The following is a 15,559-nucleotide window of genomic DNA, read 5'->3' on the forward strand; positions in this document are numbered from 1 at the left end:
TTAGCCGTCTCGAAGGATCGCGCGGTGGCCGTCTCCTATCTACCCAACACGCCCATCACGGGCAAGTCGTACACCACTCCCGTGGGCGCAACCCGCAGCGCCGGAATGCGCTGCGATCTCGCGCAGGCACATTTGGTTCGGGGAGAAAGTGAGGAGGCCCGCTCTCATCTACGGGAAGCCGGCTCGCTGGTGAACATGACCGGATCTGTGCGATACCGGCGCCGGATAGATCGGATTAAGGGCTTGACGGATTCGGCGTCAGGCCAGCAATGACGTGCAGGATGGCGACCAAGGTTCCCGACCCCGCCAACTCGCCGCGCGCCATCAGGTCCGGCATGTCACTCAGCGGCACCCACTCGACGCGACCGGCCTCCTCCGCGTCCGTTGGCGGGCCGAAATAAGTGGCACCACGCCCAACGAAGATTTCATGTGGCGAGTCGACCATGCCGATCATCGGCTGGTAGGTGACCACACGGGTCAGGCGCGAGGGCCGCCAGCCGGTTTCCTCCTCCACTTCCCGGCTTGCCGCCGCTACCGCCTCCTCGCCCGATTCGACGATGCCGCCGGGCAGTTCCCACCTTGTTTCGTCAGGGATGAATCGGTAGCGCCGCAACATCAGAACTCGATCGTGTTCGTCGAGCACGGCGACGACGGCGACACGATCCAGCCGAACGACATGGTGGGCGAAGGGTTCGAGTCCTGGCGGCTCCACGTCGACCAGATCAAGTCGCAGCCACCGATCCTCATACACCGTTCGTTCGCCCAGAATCCGCCATGGCCCCGGCTCGCCCGTCGTGTTCTCGTGCACCCCGTGAAGCTACCGTCGCCCACCACGCCGGACATCCCGTCCGTAGCGGCAGTACCTGATCTTGACTCGTGGATGCAGGGCTGCGCGCCGACTTCCCGTCGGATAGTGTCCGTCCGACCACGCAAACGTGAACTCGTTGCGGGATCGTCAGACGGAGGCGGCATGGCCAGCATCGAGGAAGTCAAGGCGGCGCTGATGCAGGCCGCCGAGCAGGGCAATGCCACCATCAACCAGATCCGGGCCGCCGCCGACAACACCGAACAGATGCTGGCCCGGCTACGCGCAATCTCCGCCGGCACCGGGCACCCGACCATCGCCGAAGCCATCGCCCGCGGCGAACAGAGTAAGCAGCGCCTGGCCGAAGCCATGGCCCTGGTGCAGGGCAGCTCGGAGGCGGCACGTCGCTACATCAGCATCCTCGGCTGAGCATCGGCCACAGCGATGAGCGTTGGCGAGGTCAAGGCGTCCCTTCGCGCGGCCATCGAAGCCGCCCGCCAGGGACGGCGGGTTTTCGACCAGGCCGCTTCCGACGCGGAGGCAGCGACCCGAATGGCGGACGCCGTCCTACAGGGCAGCCGGAACGAGGACGTAACGGCAGCACATCAGGCGCTTGCCGCAGCCGGGGCAGAGGTCGAACCGACCCGCCGCCGCTTCGACAACACCGCCAAACACGCAAACACCTACCTCACCCGCCTCGGATGAGCGGCAGCATCGCCGAGGTCGTCGCGCAGCTTCTCGCCGTACGCGAAAAGCTCGACACCGCCGCCGTCACGGCGCTGCGCGCCCGGACGGATGCGGAGCAGGCCCTGGCACACCTCGCCGGGGTACAGCGAGGCAGCGCTGACCGGGGGTTAAGCGCGGCAGTCGCGGACGCCAAGGTGGCCCGCGACAAAGCCGGCCGCTACGCCCGCCTCCTGGCCGAGGCTGCCCGACACATCACCGTGTATGTCAACACCATCGCCCCCGGTGCCGCGTCCTCCGGCCCAGTTAATGAAGCATCGCCATCCGGCGAGCGCCTGGTAGAGGAAGCAGAAGGCCGCAGTCGGAAAGCCGAGGCATTCCTCCGCCGGCACATCAGGAAGGCGGACGATTCCGAGGACACCCTCAAACAGACCGAACAGTCGATCACCACTGGCCTTCGCGAGCTGCAAAAGAGCTTCAAGGGCTCGGGATCGAGTGGTAGCACGACATCCACCTCCGCCAGCCCCGGCACGCCGGTTGACCGCCCTCAGTTGGAGCACCCGGTCACATCAGTCATCATGGCTGCTGGCGCAGTCGTGGTGGGCCTCCGAGGTGTCTGGAACATGGCAAAGAAGCGCCGCGAGAGGAAGCAATCTGATGAGCAGCCCTGAAATGGTCGACTACATCCGGACGATGGTCAGAGGCGACCACGAGGCCAACGACCGCGTCGAAGCCCGCCTCGACCAGCTCGGCTGGGACGGCTTCCCGACCCTCCTCGGTGCGGTCTTCTACTTCGCGGTGAACCGACGCTTCGACGAACGGACGCCCCCTGGAGAGATCATGCGGTTCGTGGCCGACATGCGAGCGGCAACTCCCGCCGGTGCGCCGGAAATCGACGCCAATTCCGCCGAGACGCTGATCCGGGCCGCAGTGGATCCTGATGTCGAGACAGCCATCGATCCGCAGATGGCTGGTCGAATTCAGGGGTTGGTGATCCTAGCCATCTTGGGCGATGACGCCATTGCCGACGACGACCTAGACGCATTGCTCGCCGATGCCGTAGCGCTGGCCAACCGAGTGTGAGGCGACACTGGACAACTGCGACCGAGAGAACGACAAGATTAAGCGGGCTGACCCGTCTACGCTCCAGCTCCGGCTGCTGGCGCGACCCCGACGCCTTGTTCCCCCGATCGCGCCAGCAAACCCACCCGCAGTCAGTTAGCGGACAGAAGCGCAGACACAAGCCAAACTGCTGACGCCTAGGGCTCCGACCGGCAAGCGGAATCGGCCAGGCGGATCCCCCGACATCCAATTGGGCAACTCTTTCCGTTCGTACGTGCCGACGGTCCCGCCGCTTTCCGTGCCGGATCGCGAGTAACTTCTCGTACCACCGCCTTCACGAGGAGTCACTTGCATGTCTGAGGAGACCTGGCTCGCTGCCCGCCTGATTCCTACGTCGGGCATCAACGGGGCGGAGGAACAAGAGCGTCGAGCGACCTCCGCCCTGCTGGCGGTGATGAGCGCGGTCCGGGAGTTCGGGCGTGCGCTCACCCAGTCCCTCGGCGCACCGGCCGGATCGGTGCAGACCTTCATCGAAGTCCCGTTCAAGCTCGGAAACCAGCAGCTCTTTCCGGACGGTCTCATCCGTGTCACGCGAGGACAGCGGCAGTGGACGGCGCTGGTGGAGGTAAAGACCGGCAGTAACGCGCTCAAGACCGAGCAGTTGGAGGCATACCTGGATATCGCCCGGGAGCAGGGCTTCGACGCCCTTATCACGATCTCCAATGAAATCGCCCCCGTTCCGGGTCAACATCCGACCGCGATCGATCGCCGGAAGTTGCGCAAGGTCGCTCTGTACCACCTGCCCTGGACGGAGATCCTGACCCAGGCGGTGATCCAGAAGGAATACCGTGGCGTCGCTGACCCGGACCAGGCGTGGATCCTGGGCGAGCTGATCAGGTATCTCGAGCATCCCCGTTCAGGCGCGCTGGAGTTCAGCGACATGGGGCCGGCCTGGGTGCAGGTGCGCGACGGAGTATCAGCCGGAACGCTGCGGGCCAGCGACAGCGGAGCGGCGGACGTGGTCGGACGCTTCGACGCCCTGATCCGTTACGCCTGCCTGCGTCTCGGACGACAGTTGGGTACTGATGTCACCCCTGCGCTGAGCCGCCGCGATCTTAGCGATCCGGCCGCGCGCACTCAGGCGCTGGTCAACCAACTCTGCACTACCGGAACGCTGACCGGCAGCATCAGGATTCCAGGCGCGGTCGGCCCTCTCCAGGTCGTGGCCGACCTGCGGGCCGGGCAGATCGCCTGCCATGTCGATGTGGACGCCCCTCGCACCGGCAGACCGACCACAAGGGTGAACTGGTTGATTCGCCAACTGAGGGACGCGCCGGAGACGGTTCGCATCGAGGCGTTCGCCATGCATGCCCGAGGCGGAGGTGCGACGGACCTCCTGCGCCAGGTCCGCACCGAACCTACGACGCTGATCATCGACCCCACCCGCGAGCTTCGGGCGTTCCGGGTCGCCCAGAGCACGGCGGCGGGAACGAAGCGTGGCAGCGGACGGGGTGCCTTCATCGATTCTGTATTACAGGCGATCGACGACTTCTACGAGCAGATCATCCAGAACTTGAAGCCGTGGATGCCCGCGCCGCCGCGCCTGCGTACGCCCGAAGACGTCGCGCCCGTGCAGCCGGTCGCGGCCAGCCTCGTCTCCACCGCCATCTCGTCCCAGGACAGCCCGGAGTTCGATACGCCAACGGCGAGGGACAGCAACTCTGGAGTTGGCAGCCAGTTGGAGGAGTCATCCGAACCCGGGTGAACCCCGCACCTCAGACCTTCCGGGCAAACAGCGCCACCGCCAGATCCATCGGCGTAAACAATTCGGCGGGGCGGGAATCACCAGGTCAGGATGGCGCCCACGGTCCGCTGACGAACTGCCCATCGCCGACGAACGGGCGGACGTTGGGCACGCACCCGCCCAGGCCCATCGTCTGCGTCATCATGACCGGGGCCGGCTTGCCGCGACCGCCGCACTTCATGTGGGCGAAGCCGAGGAAGTGGCCGAACTCGTGATTGATCACGCCGGCGTGGTACTCGTCGATGCTGACCGGGTATCCCGGTGAACCCTGGAGCCAACGCCGCAGGTTGATCATGATGGTCTTGCCGTACTTGCAGGAGTAGACGCCCTCGGTGTCGACGCCGCTAGCGCCGCAGAGCCTGTCCACCGTCCTCGGGGTCGCGAGCCGCACGTCGACGTCGACAGTCGAGGTGGCGACCCGCTGGAAGGACCACGACGCGCGGGTCAGGTTCACCGCGGCGTTGCTGACCGGGTGCTGTGCGGACGTGGCCCACCCGTTCGGTGCGGCCAACACCTGCTCGATGCTCGCGGCGAACCGATCCGGCTTCCAGGCGGGGATGTCACCCCATTTGATGCCCTTCTCCACCGAGACGCTGTAGCGCACCCGCTTCTTGCCCTTGCCGATCACGCGACCGTTGCCGGTGGCGGTGGTGAAGGTGCCCGCGGCCCTGGTGGGGATCTGCGCGTCGGTCGGGATCTGCGGAGTCGGGCTGGAGGTCGGCGTGTCGCCGGGGCTCGGAGCTGAGCTCTGCGTACTCGGGCCGGAGCGTGGGACTTCGGCCTGCCCGGACGCCGGTGCCGACAGGTTACAGGCGGCGGTCGCCAGCACCACTGCCAACGAGATCGGCGCGAGCAGCCGTCCGTTGATCCGCACGTCGAAACCCCCAGGTGCAATCACGGGTGAGCGAGGAACACCGGAAGGCTACGTGACTGCCTGTAAGGAAACTGTCAGGATGATCTGCGGCATAACCCGGTCAAGGGATTACATATCCGGCGTGCCGCGCAGGGTGAATCACGCTGGGTATCAGAGCGGGCGAGGTCAGGCGCCCGCTACGACGTGGTCGATCACCAGGTGGGCGGCGCCGGTGATACCGAGGTCCTGGCCGGCGGCGACCCGTTCGATGAGCAGGGTCTGGGTGGCCAGCGGGAGGCACCGCTCGTAGAGGGTGGCTCGCATGCTGGCCAGCAGCGGCTCGCAGTCGGCGAGCCGACCACCGATGGCCACCACCTGCGGGTTGAAGAAGTTGACCACCACGGCCAGGATCTCGCCGACGGCGCGGCCGGCCTGCCGGGCGAGGGCGGTGGCCTGCCGGTCACCGTCGTCGATCAGGCGGATCACACCGGTCAGGTCGGAGACCGGCACACCCTGCTCCCGGAGCGCGGTGACCAGTGCGGCGCCGCTGGCCACCGCCTCCAGGCAACCGGCGTTGCCGCAGGTGCAGGGTGGCGCGGGATCGGCCACCACCCGGCAGTGGCTGATGTCCCCGGCCGATCCCTGCGCGCCCCGGTGCAACCGTCCACTGGAGATCACACCGGAGCCGATTCCGGTGCCAGCCTTGATGTAGACGGCGTGGTCCAACTCGGAATGAGCGGTGCGGTGCGCGCCGAGCGCCATCAGGTTGGCGTCGTTGTCCACGATGACCGGCACGTCGACACGGCCGGCGCAGAACGCGGCGACGTCGAAGCCGTTCCAGCCGGGCATCCTCGATGGGCTGACGATCCGCCCGGTGGAGTGCTGCACCGGACCGGGAATCCCGATGCCGACGCCGCGGAGCGCACCTCCCGTCGAGCCGCCGGCCACCGCCCCGCCGCCGGCCGTCGGATCGCTGCTGACCAGCGTGGCGACCTCGGCGAGTAGCGCGCCGAGCACCGCCTCCGGGCCGTCCTCGATGCGGACCGGCAGGGTGCGGGCCTGGACCACCCGCCCGGAGAGATCCAGTACACCGACGCGGGCGTGATGCGCGCCGAGGTCGATGGCGCCGACCACGGCGCCGCCGGTGGGCACGGCGAGTTGGCGGGGTCGCCGCCCACCCCGGGACCGCCCGGCACCGGCCTCCTCCAGCAACCCCTGGCTGATCAACGCCTCGACCCGCTGGGAGACCGTCGACGGGGAGAGCCCGGAGAGGCGGGACAGGTCGGCCCGACTGACGGCCGCACCGGTGGCCACCCAGCGCAGTAGCTCCCGGGGGCCGCCCCGGAGGGCATCGCGTGGCGCGTCGTCAATCGTCACGTCAGCTTCTTAGCACCCGGAGTTTGTTCAAGCAACCGGTTGACTTAGTTTGCTGGCTACCTTTAGATGGCCCTGTTGGTTCGATATGAAGCTGACTTAGTTTTGTAGTCGAAGGAAGTGAGGCCGTCTGGTGGCACCGGAGATGACGGGTGCGAACCGACCGATGGTGTCGGTAAGCGGCCTGAACAAGTGGTTCAGTCCGCTGCACGTGCTCAAGGACATCGACCTCACGGTGGCCGCCGGCGAAGTGGTCGTCGTGGTGGGGCCCTCCGGCTCCGGCAAGTCGACACTGTGCCGCTGCCTCAACCGGCTGGAGACCGCCGGGCAGGGCAGCATCGAGATCGACGGTGAGCCGCTGCCCGCCGAGGGCCGCGCGCTGGCCCGGCTGCGCGCCGATGTCGGCATGGTCTTCCAGTCCTTCAACCTCTTCGGGCACAAGACGGTGCTGGACAACATCACCCTCGGCCCCACCCGGGTCCGCCGGATTCCCCGACCCGAGGCGCGGCAGCAGGCGATGGCCCTGCTGGAGCGCGTCGGTATCGCCGACAAGGCAGACCACCACCCGGCCCAACTCTCCGGCGGGCAGCAGCAGCGGGCCGCAATCGCCCGAGCCCTGGCGATGCAACCGAAGGTGCTGCTATTCGACGAACCGACCTCGGCCCTCGACCCGGAAATGGTCAACGAGGTGCTCGACGTGATGGTCTCCCTCGCCGCCGAGGGGATGACCATGATCGTGGTCACCCACGAGATGGGTTTCGCCCGTCGCGCCGCCGACCGGGTGGTCTTCATGGACGACGGCCGGATCGTCGAGTCCGGCACTCCCGACGAATTCTTCGCAGCTCCGCGCACCGAGCGGGCCCGCGACTTCCTATCCAAGATCCTCCAGCACTAGCCCCCAACGGGAGGGTGTCATGTCAATCTTCAAGAAGAGCTTCACCCGGCGACGCTCGCTCGCCCTCACCGCCACCGCGGTGGCGGTGGCCCTCGCCGCCGCCGGCTGCGGCGGCGACAGCGGCGGCAGCGCTCCGACGCTGCCCGGCAACCCCGGCCTGGGCGGCGACGGCGTGGTTGCCCAGTCGGTGTACGACGCCGCTCCGGTGGCCACCGACGCGGACATCCCGGCCGGTTCCACCATGGACGCGATCCGCAAGCGCGGCTACCTGAACATCGGCGGATCCCTGGACGCGCCGCTGCTCGCCCAGCAGAACCCGGTCAGCGGCACCATCGAGGGCTTCGACGCCGACATGGCGAAGTTGCTGGCGAAGTACATCATCGGCAAGCCCGAGGTGAAGACGACGACCATCGGCACCCAGACCCGGGAGGCCATGCTCCAGGCCAAGTCGGTGGACGCGGTCTTCCAGACGTACACGATCACCCCGCAGCGGGCCACCCAGGTCGCCTTCGCCGGGCCGTACCTCACCTCCGGCCTCGCCGTGGGGGTCCGCAAGGACGACACCTCGATCAAGAGCGTCAAGGACCTCGCCGGCAAGACCGTGATCGTCGGGGCGAACACCCCCGCCGTCACCGCGCTGCCCTCCGCCGCGCCCGGCTCGAAGCAGATCGCCTTCGGCACCGACCCGCAGGCGTTGCAGGCGCTGCTGCAGAAGCGCGGCGACGCGTACGTGCAGGACTTCACGCTGCTCGCCTCGGGCGCCAAGGCGAACCCGGGGATGAAGGTGGTGGGCGAGCCATTCACCACCGAGGCCTACGGCATCGGCCTCAACCGGGAGGACGCGCAGTTCAAGGAGTTCGTCAACAACTGGCTGAAGAAGATCCAGGCCGACGGCACGTGGGCGAAGGTCTGGGAAGGCACCCTCGGCTCGGTGGTGGAGGGTGGGGCGCCCACCCCGCCCGCCCTCGGTTCCGCCGACGGCTCCTGAGCAACCTCTCGTACCGATGGAAGCCCTCACCGCCCACCTGAGCGAGCTTGGCCACGGCCTGGTCACGACTGTCGAACTGACCGTCGTGACCACCGTCGGCGCGATGCTGCTGGGCATCGTCGTGGCCACCCTGCGCATCGCCCCCGTCCCGCTGCTACGCGCCATCGGCACCGCGTACGTGGAGGTGTTCCAGAACCTTCCGCTGCTGGCGCTACTGGTGCTCTTCGTGTTCGCGCTGCCGACCATCGGCATCACGTTCCCGCTGTTCACCTCCGCCGCGATCGTCATCGCGGTGTACGAGGGGGCGTACCTGGCCGAGGCGATCCGCGCCGGGATCAACACGGTCGGTGTGGGCCAGGCTGAGGCAGCCCGAGCCATCGGGCTCACCTTCGGCCAGTCCCTGCGGCACGTGATCCTGCCGCAGGGACTCCGGGCGGTGATCCAGCCGATCGGCAACATCTGCATCGCGCTGCTGATGAACACCTCGCTGGCCGCCGCCGTCGGCGTGGTCGAGCTGACCCAGGCGGCCAACACCGTGAACCTGGTCGAGGCCCAACCGATCGCCGTGTTCACCGGCGCGGGCCTCGCCTACATGCTGCTGGCGCTGATCATCGGTCAGGTCACCGGCCTGCTCGAACGAAGGCTGGCGATCGTCCGATGAACAAGACGCAACAGATCCTCTTCGACGAGCCCGGCCCCCGCGCCCAGCGCCGAATCCGGATCGCCACAGTGCTGGGCGCGATTCTCCTGGTCGGCGCCCTGGTCGCGGCTGTCTACCAGTTCGCCAGCCACGGCGAGTTGGCCGCCGCCCGGTGGGAACCGTTCACCACCTGGCCCATCTGGCGGTACCTGCTCAACGGCCTCTGGGCAACGGTGCGCGCTGCCGCCGCGACCGCCGTGCTCAGCGCCGCGCTCGGGCTGCTCCTGGCGCTCGGCCGGCTGTCGACGCACCGCCCGCTGCGCTGGCTGGCCGGCGCGTACGTGGAGATCTTCCGGACCGTCCCCACCCTGCTGCTGATCTACGTGACGCTGTTCGCGCTTCCGCAGTACGGGCTGAACTTCCCGCTCTTCTGGAAGCTCGTGGTGCCGCTGGTGGTCTCCAACTCGGCGGCGTTCGCGGAGATCTTCCGGTCCGGCATCCTGGCGCTGGACCGCGGGCAGACCGAGGCCGGCCTCGCGGTCGGGCTGCGCCGCGGGCAGGTGATGGCGCTGGTGGTCCTGCCGCAGGCGCTGCTCCAACTCGCCCCGTCCCTGGTCAGCCAGCTGGTCGGGCTGCTCAAGGACACCTCGCTCGGCTTCGTGGTCAGCTACACCGAGCTGCTCTACAGCGGGCAGGTGCTCTCCTCGTACACCCACCTGCTGATCCAGACGTTCCTGGTGGTGGCGCTGATCTACCTGGTGGTCAACGCCTCGCTGTCGAAGTTCGCCCGCGTACTCCAGGCCCGCAACGGCCGCTTCGGCGGCCGGCGGACCGCCGAGCTGCCCCCACCACTCCTCGAAGGGAACACCCCCCGGTGACCATCTTCCGCTACGCCGAACTGGCCCGGGTCGTGCGCAACGGCTTCGTCGAGAGCCGGCACTACGGCAGCGTCGTGGTGCTCGACCCGGACGGGGCTGTCGCCCTCGCCGCCGGCGTACCCGACGAGCCGGTGCTCCCCCGCTCCACCCTCAAGCCGGTGCAGGCACTGGCCTGCCGGACGGCGGCAGGGGACGAGCTGACCGGCCCGGCGCTGGCCCTCGCCGCCGGCAGCCACACCGGCGACGACCGGCACGTCGAGGTGGTTCGAGCGATGCTGGCCGGGGCCGGCCTGACCGAGGACGCGCTCGGCTGCCCGGTGGACTGGCCGGAGGACGAACCGACCCGGGACCGGCTGATCCGCGCCGGTGGACAGCGCGACCGGATCCGGATGAACTGCTCCGGCAAGCACGCCGCGATGCTCGTCGCGTGCGTCGCGCGGTCCTGGAGCACCCACGACTACCTCGACCCCGACCACCCGCTCCAGCGGGAAACCGCCGCCGCCGTCGCCCGGCTGGCCGGCACGCCGATCGCGCACCACGCTGTCGACGGCTGCGGGGCACCGCTGTTCGGCCTGTCGCTGACCGGCCTGGCCCGTACCTTCCAGGCGTTGGTCACCGCGCCCCCCGGCAGCGACGAGGCACTGGTCGCGCAGGCCATGCGCCAGCATCCGGAGTACGTCGGCGGCTGGAACGGGCACCCGAACACCGACCTGATGCGGGCGCTGCCCGGCGTCCTCGCCAAGGGCGGGGCCGAGGGCGTGCTCGCGGTGGCCGCACCGGACGGTCACGCGGTGGCGGTGAAGGCGATCGACGGTTCGCCCCGAGCCACCACCGCCATCGCCATCGCCGCCCTCGACGCCGTGGGCGTACCGGTGGGTGGGGCCGACGCGCTGCGCCAGGTGCCGGTGCTCGGCGGCGGCGTGCCCGTTGGTGCCGTCACGGCCGTCATCGACTGGACCACAGCACCGTCTCGGACCGAAGCGGCATCGCCTCGCACGGAAAAGGAAGAATCATGAACACATTCGAGATCTGCATCGACAGCGTCGAGGGAGCGGTCGCCGCCGAGGAGGCCGGCGCCGATCGGGTGGAGTTGTGCTCCGCGCTCTTCGACGGCGGGCTGACCCCCAGCCTGGGCACCATCGAGACGACAGTGCGCGCGGTCAACCGGATCCGGGTACACGTGATCGTCCGTCCCCGCGCCGGCGACTTCATCTACTCGCCGTTCGAGATCGAGGCCATGGAGCGGGACGTGCGGGCCGCGGTGGCGGCCGGCGCGCACGGCATCGTGATCGGCGCGTTGACCGCCGAGGGTGACGTCGACGTGCCGACCACCCGCCGGCTGATCGCCGCCGCGGGCGACGTCAGCATCACCTTCCACCGGGCGTTCGACATGACCCGTGACCCGCACGCGGCGCTGGAGCAGCTGATCGAGCTGGGCGTGCACCGGGTGCTCACCTCGGGTCAGGAGGTCAGCGTGCTGGAGGGTGCTCCGCTCATCGCGGACCTGGTGCGCCGGGCCGCCGGCCGGATCGTCATCATGCCGGGCGGTGGCATCACCCCGCGCAACATCGCCCGGATCGTCGAGGCGACCGGCGCCGACGAGTACCACTTCGCGGCCCTGGTCAGCTCGGACAGCCCGGCCGTGCACCGCAACCCGGCGCCGCTGATGGGTGGCAGCCTGAACCGGCCCGAGTACGAGCGCTCGGGCACCTCGGGCGCCCTGGTCGGCCAGGTGCTCGCCGCCGCCCGCGCCTGACCGCCGGATCGCGCCCCCGGGCGTGATGCCCGCCCTGCCCCGCCCACCTCGCGCCGATCTTGCACTTTCTGCGCCGACACAACGGGATATCCCGCCCATGTCGACAACAGAAACTGCAAGATCGGCGCGGGGCGGCGCGCGCGGGGCGGCGCGCGCGGGGCGGCGCGCGCGGGGCGGCGCGCGCGGGGCGGCGCGCGCGGGGCGGCGCGCGCGGGGCGGCGGGGACGGCGTGGTTAGCTCGACGTCAGGTCGTTGACGCAGCGCAGCACCGGGCGGGCGACGAGGGCCGCCGGGTCCAGCGCGGCGTCGGCGCGCACGGTGAAGGTCGTCGACTCGCCGGGCAGCAGGGTGACCAGGGCTTTGTCCACTTCCGCCGTCGCATCGAGGCGGTCCGGGAAGAGCGTCAGGTCGCGCAGCACCGTGCGGGCGGTGACCCGGACCCGCTGCCCACCGTCGACCGGCTCGACCGTCGCGTCCCAGGCCGCCGCCGGCCAGTCCACCTCCCGGTCCTCGGCGAAGAACCACAGGCCGCGCTCCGCGGTGCCACCGGCCTCCGCGACCAGCAACTCGCGCCGGGCATCCTCCGGCCGCGCCAGGTCCGTCGGCAGCGCCAGCACCACCGAGGAGTACGCCGGGACGTCGAGGTCGACCGAGGTCTTCGCCCTCGGCTCCCCGGTGAGCGTGAACCGGGTGACCGCGGCCGTCGCGGTCCATGCCTCGGCGGTCTCGTTGACCGCCACCAGGGCCAGGCCGCCGTCGCGCGGCTGCACGGTGAGCAGCCGGTCGGCGTACGCGTGGCGCAACGCGTGCCACAGGGGTTTGCGGCGACCGTCGCCGTCGACTGCCGACCAGGAGGTCACCGGCCAGCAGTCGTTGAGCTGCCAGACGATGGTGCCCGCGCAGACGCCCCGGTGCGAGCGGAAGTGCTCCACCCCGAGCTGGATCGCCCGGGCCTGGTTGAGCTGCGTCAGGTAGTGCCAGTCGTCGAAGTCCGCCGGGGCGGGCAGGTGCGCGTCGAGGCCCCGCTGGAGCTTGGCGTCACCGCCAGCCGCCTTCTGGTGGTGCGCCATGCCCGGTGAGTCGTGCGCCAGGGGTTCGTCGCTCAACGCCCGCCGCAGCGTGGCGTACGCGGGTGGGGCCTGGTAGCCGAACTCGGCCACGAAGCGCGGAACGTACTCCCGGTATCTGGTGTAGTCGTCGGTGTTCCACACGTCCCAGATGTGGGTGGTGCCGTGCGCCGGGTCGTTGGGGTGGATCGCCTCGGTGCCCGACCAGGGGCTGCCCGGCCAGTACGGGCGGGTCGGGTCCAGCTCGCCGACGATCCGGGGCAGCACGTCGAGGTAGTAGCCGCGCCCCCAGGTGCGCCCGGCGAGGGCCTGCTGCCAGTCCCAGTCGTGCCAGCCCCAGATGTTCTCGTTGTTGCCGGTCCAGAGCACCAGCGACGGGTACGGCGCGAGCCGGGTCACCTGCTCGGCGGCCTCGGCGGCCACCTCGGTGCCGAACGGTTCCTCCTCCGGGTACGCGGCGCAGGCGAAGAGGAAGTCCTGCTGGACGAGGAGACCGCGCTCGTCGGCGAGGTCGTAGAAGTCCGCCGACTCGTACCGGCCGCCGCCCCAGACCCGCAGCAGGTTGACGTTGGCCGTGACCGCCTGGTCGAAGCGCTCGGCCAGCCGAGCCCGGGTGATCCGGGTGGGGAACACGTCGTCCGGGATCCAGTTGACGCCGCGGACGAAGACCGGTACGTCGTTGACCGACAACGCGAACGGGGTGCCGTGCTCGTCGGGTGTGGTGTCCAGCCGTACCGAGCGGAAGCCGATCCGGTGCGACCACTCGTCCAGGGTGTCACCGTCCGGCGAGTGCAGTGTCACATCGATCGGGTGGCGCGTCTGCTCGCCGTACCCCCGGGGCCACCACAGCGCGGGCTCGCGAACGGTGAGGCTCAGCACGGCCGTGCGCTGCCCGGCCGGTACGACCACCTCGGCGCGGGCGCCGTCCACGGCCGCGCGGACGGTCAGCGGGACGTCTGCGACCCGCTCGACCTCGACGTGCACCTCGACCCGGCCGTCGCGACCGTCCATGGTGACCAGTGGACGGACGGTGGCCAGTCGGGCGGTCGACCAGGCGTGCAAACTGATCTCCTGCCAGATGCCGGCGGTGACCAGCGTCGGCCCCCAGTCCCAGCCGAAGTTGCAGGCCATCTTGCGGATGAAGTGGAACGGCTCCGGGTAGGCGTTCGGCCGGTCGCCGAGCCGTTCCTGCTGCGCCTCGGCGTAGCGGTACGCGGAGTCGAACGTGACCACCAGGTCGTTGTTCCCGTCGCGCAGCAGCGGTCGGACGTCGAACCGGTAGCCGCGGTGCATGTTCGCGGTGCGGCCGACCTCCACACCGTTGAGGGTGAGCGTGGCGACGGTGTCCAGGCCGGCGCAGACCAGGTCGACGCGCTCGTCGCCGCCCGCCCGGTGGACGACTGTGGTCTGGTAGACCCAGTCGGTGCGTCCGATCCAGGCCAGCGACCGCTCGTTGTCGTCGAGGTAGGGATCGGGGATCAGCCCGGCGTCGAGCAGATCGGTGTGCACGCAGCCCGGCACGGTCGCCGGCACGGACCGGCCGGCGATCTCCTCGGGCACCTGTGCGCCGGGGGCCGCTCGCACTGTCCAACCGTCGTAGAGTGCCTGTCGGCTCACGATTTCACCGCACCTTCCCGCATCGAAAGATGCCGTACTGAACCGGATAAGCTGAGCTACGGTACGGTCCGGAATCCGGGCTGTCAACGGCCAGAGAGCGAAGGAGCACGCCGGTGAAGCGGCCGACCATCGCCGACGTCGCCCGACGCGCCGGGGTGTCCAAGGGCGCCGTGTCGTACGCGCTGAACGGGCAGCCCGGCGTCTCCGAGGCCACCCGGCAGCGCATCCTGGCCATCGCCACGGAGATCGGTTTCAGCCGCAGCAGCGCCGCCCGCGCCCTCTCGGCCGCCACCGCCGGGGCGATCGGCCTGGCCCTGTGCCGACCGGCGCGAACCCTTGGCGTCGAGCCGTTCTTCATGGCGCTGATCAGTGGCGTCGAGGCCGAACTCTCCGCCCGCTCGTACGCGCTGACCCTCCAGGTGGTGACCGACCCGGACGCCGAGATCGCTGTCTACCGGCGCTGGTGGGGCGAACGGCGGGTGGACGGGGTGCTCGTCTGCGACCTGCGCACCGACGACCGTCGCATTCCCGCACTCGAAGAGCTGCAACTGCCGGCGGTGGTGATCGGCGGCCCCGGCGGCACCGGTGAGCTGGCGAGTCTCTGGTCCGACGACGCCGCCGCGCTGACCGAGACGGTGGAGTACCTGGTCGCGCTCGGGCATCGGCGGATCGCCCGGGTCGCCGGCCTGCCCGACCTGCGGCACACCGAGATCCGCACCGACGCCTTCGCGGCGGTTTGCCAACGGCTCGGCCTGGTCGACGCGGTCACCGTCTGGTCCGACTACACCGGCGAGGAGGGCGGCCGGGCCACCCGCCGGTTGCTCAGTTCGGCCGGCCGGCCAACCGCTGTCATCTACGACAACGACGTGATGGCCATCGCCGGGCTCTCCGTCGCCCAGGAGATGGGCCTGACCGTGCCCGGCGATCTGTCCATCGTGGCCTGGGACGACTCGCCGCTGTGCCGGCTGGTGCACCCGCCGCTGACCGCGCTGGGCCGGGACATCCCGGCGTACGGCGCGCACGCCGCCCGGCAACTGCTCGCCGTCGTCGCCGGGCAACCGGCCGGGCGGGTGCAGGACGAGACACCTCACCTCACGCCGCGCGGCAGCACCGCACCGCCCCGGGGGAGATGAACC

At 69.7% G+C, this 15,559-nt stretch carries 16 protein-coding genes; 12 read left to right on the forward strand and 4 right to left on the reverse strand.

Features of this window, described 5'->3' with window-relative positions:
• Window positions 1-235: 235 nt before the first annotated feature.
• The gene (locus ACIA47_RS04145) at window positions 236-808 is read right to left on the reverse strand and encodes an NUDIX hydrolase (protein WP_396705365.1); all 573 of its coding nucleotides are present in this window, start codon (window positions 806-808) and stop codon (window positions 236-238) included.
• 162 nt (window positions 809-970) lie between these two features.
• Between ACIA47_RS04145 and ACIA47_RS04150 the strand changes: the two genes are divergently transcribed.
• The 5 genes from ACIA47_RS04150 (at window position 971) to ACIA47_RS04170 (ending at window position 4,316) form a co-directional block, all read left to right on the forward strand.
• A complete protein-coding gene (locus tag ACIA47_RS04150; protein ID WP_203120510.1) occupies window positions 971-1,234 on the forward strand; it encodes a hypothetical protein in 264 nt (87 codons plus the stop codon).
• 15 nt (window positions 1,235-1,249) lie between these two features.
• On the forward strand, window positions 1,250-1,510 hold the full coding sequence (locus tag ACIA47_RS04155; RefSeq protein ID WP_396705367.1) for a hypothetical protein: 261 nt from the start codon (window positions 1,250-1,252) through the stop codon (window positions 1,508-1,510).
• Window positions 1,507-2,160: a hypothetical protein gene (locus ACIA47_RS04160; protein ID WP_396705369.1), complete on the forward strand. Its 654-nt coding sequence runs from the start codon at window positions 1,507-1,509 to the stop codon at window positions 2,158-2,160. The genes ACIA47_RS04155 and ACIA47_RS04160 overlap by 4 nt, the downstream gene beginning before the upstream one ends.
• A complete protein-coding gene (locus tag ACIA47_RS04165; RefSeq protein ID WP_396705371.1) occupies window positions 2,147-2,572 on the forward strand; it encodes a hypothetical protein in 426 nt (141 codons plus the stop codon). The genes ACIA47_RS04160 and ACIA47_RS04165 overlap by 14 nt, the downstream gene beginning before the upstream one ends.
• A gap of 331 nt (window positions 2,573-2,903) precedes the next feature.
• Entirely contained in the window at window positions 2,904-4,316 is a 1,413-nt protein-coding gene (locus ACIA47_RS04170) for a stress response protein (RefSeq protein ID WP_396705372.1), read from the forward strand.
• An 85-nt stretch (window positions 4,317-4,401) separates the two neighbouring features.
• On the opposite strand, the gene ACIA47_RS04175 is transcribed toward ACIA47_RS04170, so the two are convergent.
• Window positions 4,402-5,229 (reverse strand): DUF3152 domain-containing protein, encoded by an 828-nt coding sequence (locus ACIA47_RS04175; RefSeq protein WP_396705373.1) that lies wholly within the window; start codon window positions 5,227-5,229, stop codon window positions 4,402-4,404.
• A gap of 165 nt (window positions 5,230-5,394) precedes the next feature.
• Window positions 5,395-6,585, reverse strand: a complete 1,191-nt coding sequence (locus tag ACIA47_RS04180) for an ROK family transcriptional regulator (RefSeq protein ID WP_396705375.1) — start codon at window positions 6,583-6,585, stop codon at window positions 5,395-5,397.
• Window positions 6,586-6,727: 142 nt separating this feature from the next.
• On the opposite strand from ACIA47_RS04180, the gene ACIA47_RS04185 reads away from it, so the two are divergent.
• The 6 genes from ACIA47_RS04185 to ACIA47_RS04210 are packed head-to-tail and all read left to right on the forward strand — an operon-like array spanning window position 6,728 to window position 11,739.
• The gene (locus ACIA47_RS04185) at window positions 6,728-7,477 is read left to right on the forward strand and encodes an amino acid ABC transporter ATP-binding protein (RefSeq protein WP_396705377.1); all 750 of its coding nucleotides are present in this window, start codon (window positions 6,728-6,730) and stop codon (window positions 7,475-7,477) included.
• 19 nt (window positions 7,478-7,496) lie between these two features.
• Window positions 7,497-8,465 (forward strand): glutamate ABC transporter substrate-binding protein, encoded by a 969-nt coding sequence (locus ACIA47_RS04190; RefSeq protein WP_396705379.1) that lies wholly within the window; start codon window positions 7,497-7,499, stop codon window positions 8,463-8,465.
• A gap of 16 nt (window positions 8,466-8,481) precedes the next feature.
• On the forward strand, window positions 8,482-9,126 hold the full coding sequence (locus tag ACIA47_RS04195) for an amino acid ABC transporter permease (protein WP_112582064.1): 645 nt from the start codon (window positions 8,482-8,484) through the stop codon (window positions 9,124-9,126).
• A complete protein-coding gene (locus tag ACIA47_RS04200; RefSeq protein WP_396705381.1) occupies window positions 9,123-9,983 on the forward strand; it encodes an amino acid ABC transporter permease in 861 nt (286 codons plus the stop codon). Before ACIA47_RS04195 ends, ACIA47_RS04200 begins: the two co-directional genes overlap by 4 nt.
• Entirely contained in the window at window positions 9,980-10,999 is a 1,020-nt protein-coding gene (locus ACIA47_RS04205; RefSeq protein WP_396705383.1) for an asparaginase, read from the forward strand. The genes ACIA47_RS04200 and ACIA47_RS04205 overlap by 4 nt, the downstream gene beginning before the upstream one ends.
• Complete coding sequence (locus tag ACIA47_RS04210; RefSeq protein WP_396705385.1) at window positions 10,996-11,739, forward strand: copper homeostasis protein CutC; 744 nt, start codon at window positions 10,996-10,998, stop codon at window positions 11,737-11,739. Before ACIA47_RS04205 ends, ACIA47_RS04210 begins: the two co-directional genes overlap by 4 nt.
• 233 nt (window positions 11,740-11,972) lie before the next feature.
• On the opposite strand, the gene ACIA47_RS04215 is transcribed toward ACIA47_RS04210, so the two are convergent.
• On the reverse strand, window positions 11,973-14,423 hold the full coding sequence (locus ACIA47_RS04215) for a glycoside hydrolase family 2 protein (protein WP_396705387.1): 2,451 nt from the start codon (window positions 14,421-14,423) through the stop codon (window positions 11,973-11,975).
• A 113-nt stretch (window positions 14,424-14,536) separates the two neighbouring features.
• On the opposite strand from ACIA47_RS04215, the gene ACIA47_RS04220 reads away from it, so the two are divergent.
• Window positions 14,537-15,556, forward strand: coding sequence for a LacI family DNA-binding transcriptional regulator (locus ACIA47_RS04220; protein WP_396705389.1), 1,020 nt, complete (start codon window positions 14,537-14,539; stop codon window positions 15,554-15,556).
• Window positions 15,557-15,559 lie beyond the last annotated feature (3 nt).

Origin of the sequence: Micromonospora sp. NPDC051227 (assembly GCF_044455385.1) — a bacterium.
Classification (GTDB): Bacteria; Actinomycetota; Actinomycetes; order Mycobacteriales; family Micromonosporaceae; genus Micromonospora.

Bases quoted from the DNA above. Each gene is read 5' to 3' on its own strand.
- ACIA47_RS04150 (WP_203120510.1), top strand. From the start codon at position 971: ATGGCCAGCATCGAGGAAGTCAAGGCGGCGCTGATGCAGGCCGCCGAG.
- ACIA47_RS04155 (WP_396705367.1), top strand. From the start codon at position 1,250: ATGAGCGTTGGCGAGGTCAAGGCGTCCCTTCGCGCGGCCATCGAAGCC.
- ACIA47_RS04160 (WP_396705369.1), top strand. From the start codon at position 1,507: ATGAGCGGCAGCATCGCCGAGGTCGTCGCGCAGCTTCTCGCCGTACGC.
- ACIA47_RS04165 (WP_396705371.1), top strand. From the start codon at position 2,147: ATGAGCAGCCCTGAAATGGTCGACTACATCCGGACGATGGTCAGAGGC.
- ACIA47_RS04170 (WP_396705372.1), top strand. From the start codon at position 2,904: ATGTCTGAGGAGACCTGGCTCGCTGCCCGCCTGATTCCTACGTCGGGC.
- ACIA47_RS04185 (WP_396705377.1), top strand. From the start codon at position 6,728: ATGACGGGTGCGAACCGACCGATGGTGTCGGTAAGCGGCCTGAACAAG.
- ACIA47_RS04190 (WP_396705379.1), top strand. From the start codon at position 7,497: ATGTCAATCTTCAAGAAGAGCTTCACCCGGCGACGCTCGCTCGCCCTC.
- ACIA47_RS04195 (WP_112582064.1), top strand. From the start codon at position 8,482: ATGGAAGCCCTCACCGCCCACCTGAGCGAGCTTGGCCACGGCCTGGTC.
- ACIA47_RS04200 (WP_396705381.1), top strand. From the start codon at position 9,123: ATGAACAAGACGCAACAGATCCTCTTCGACGAGCCCGGCCCCCGCGCC.
- ACIA47_RS04210 (WP_396705385.1), top strand. From the start codon at position 10,996: ATGAACACATTCGAGATCTGCATCGACAGCGTCGAGGGAGCGGTCGCC.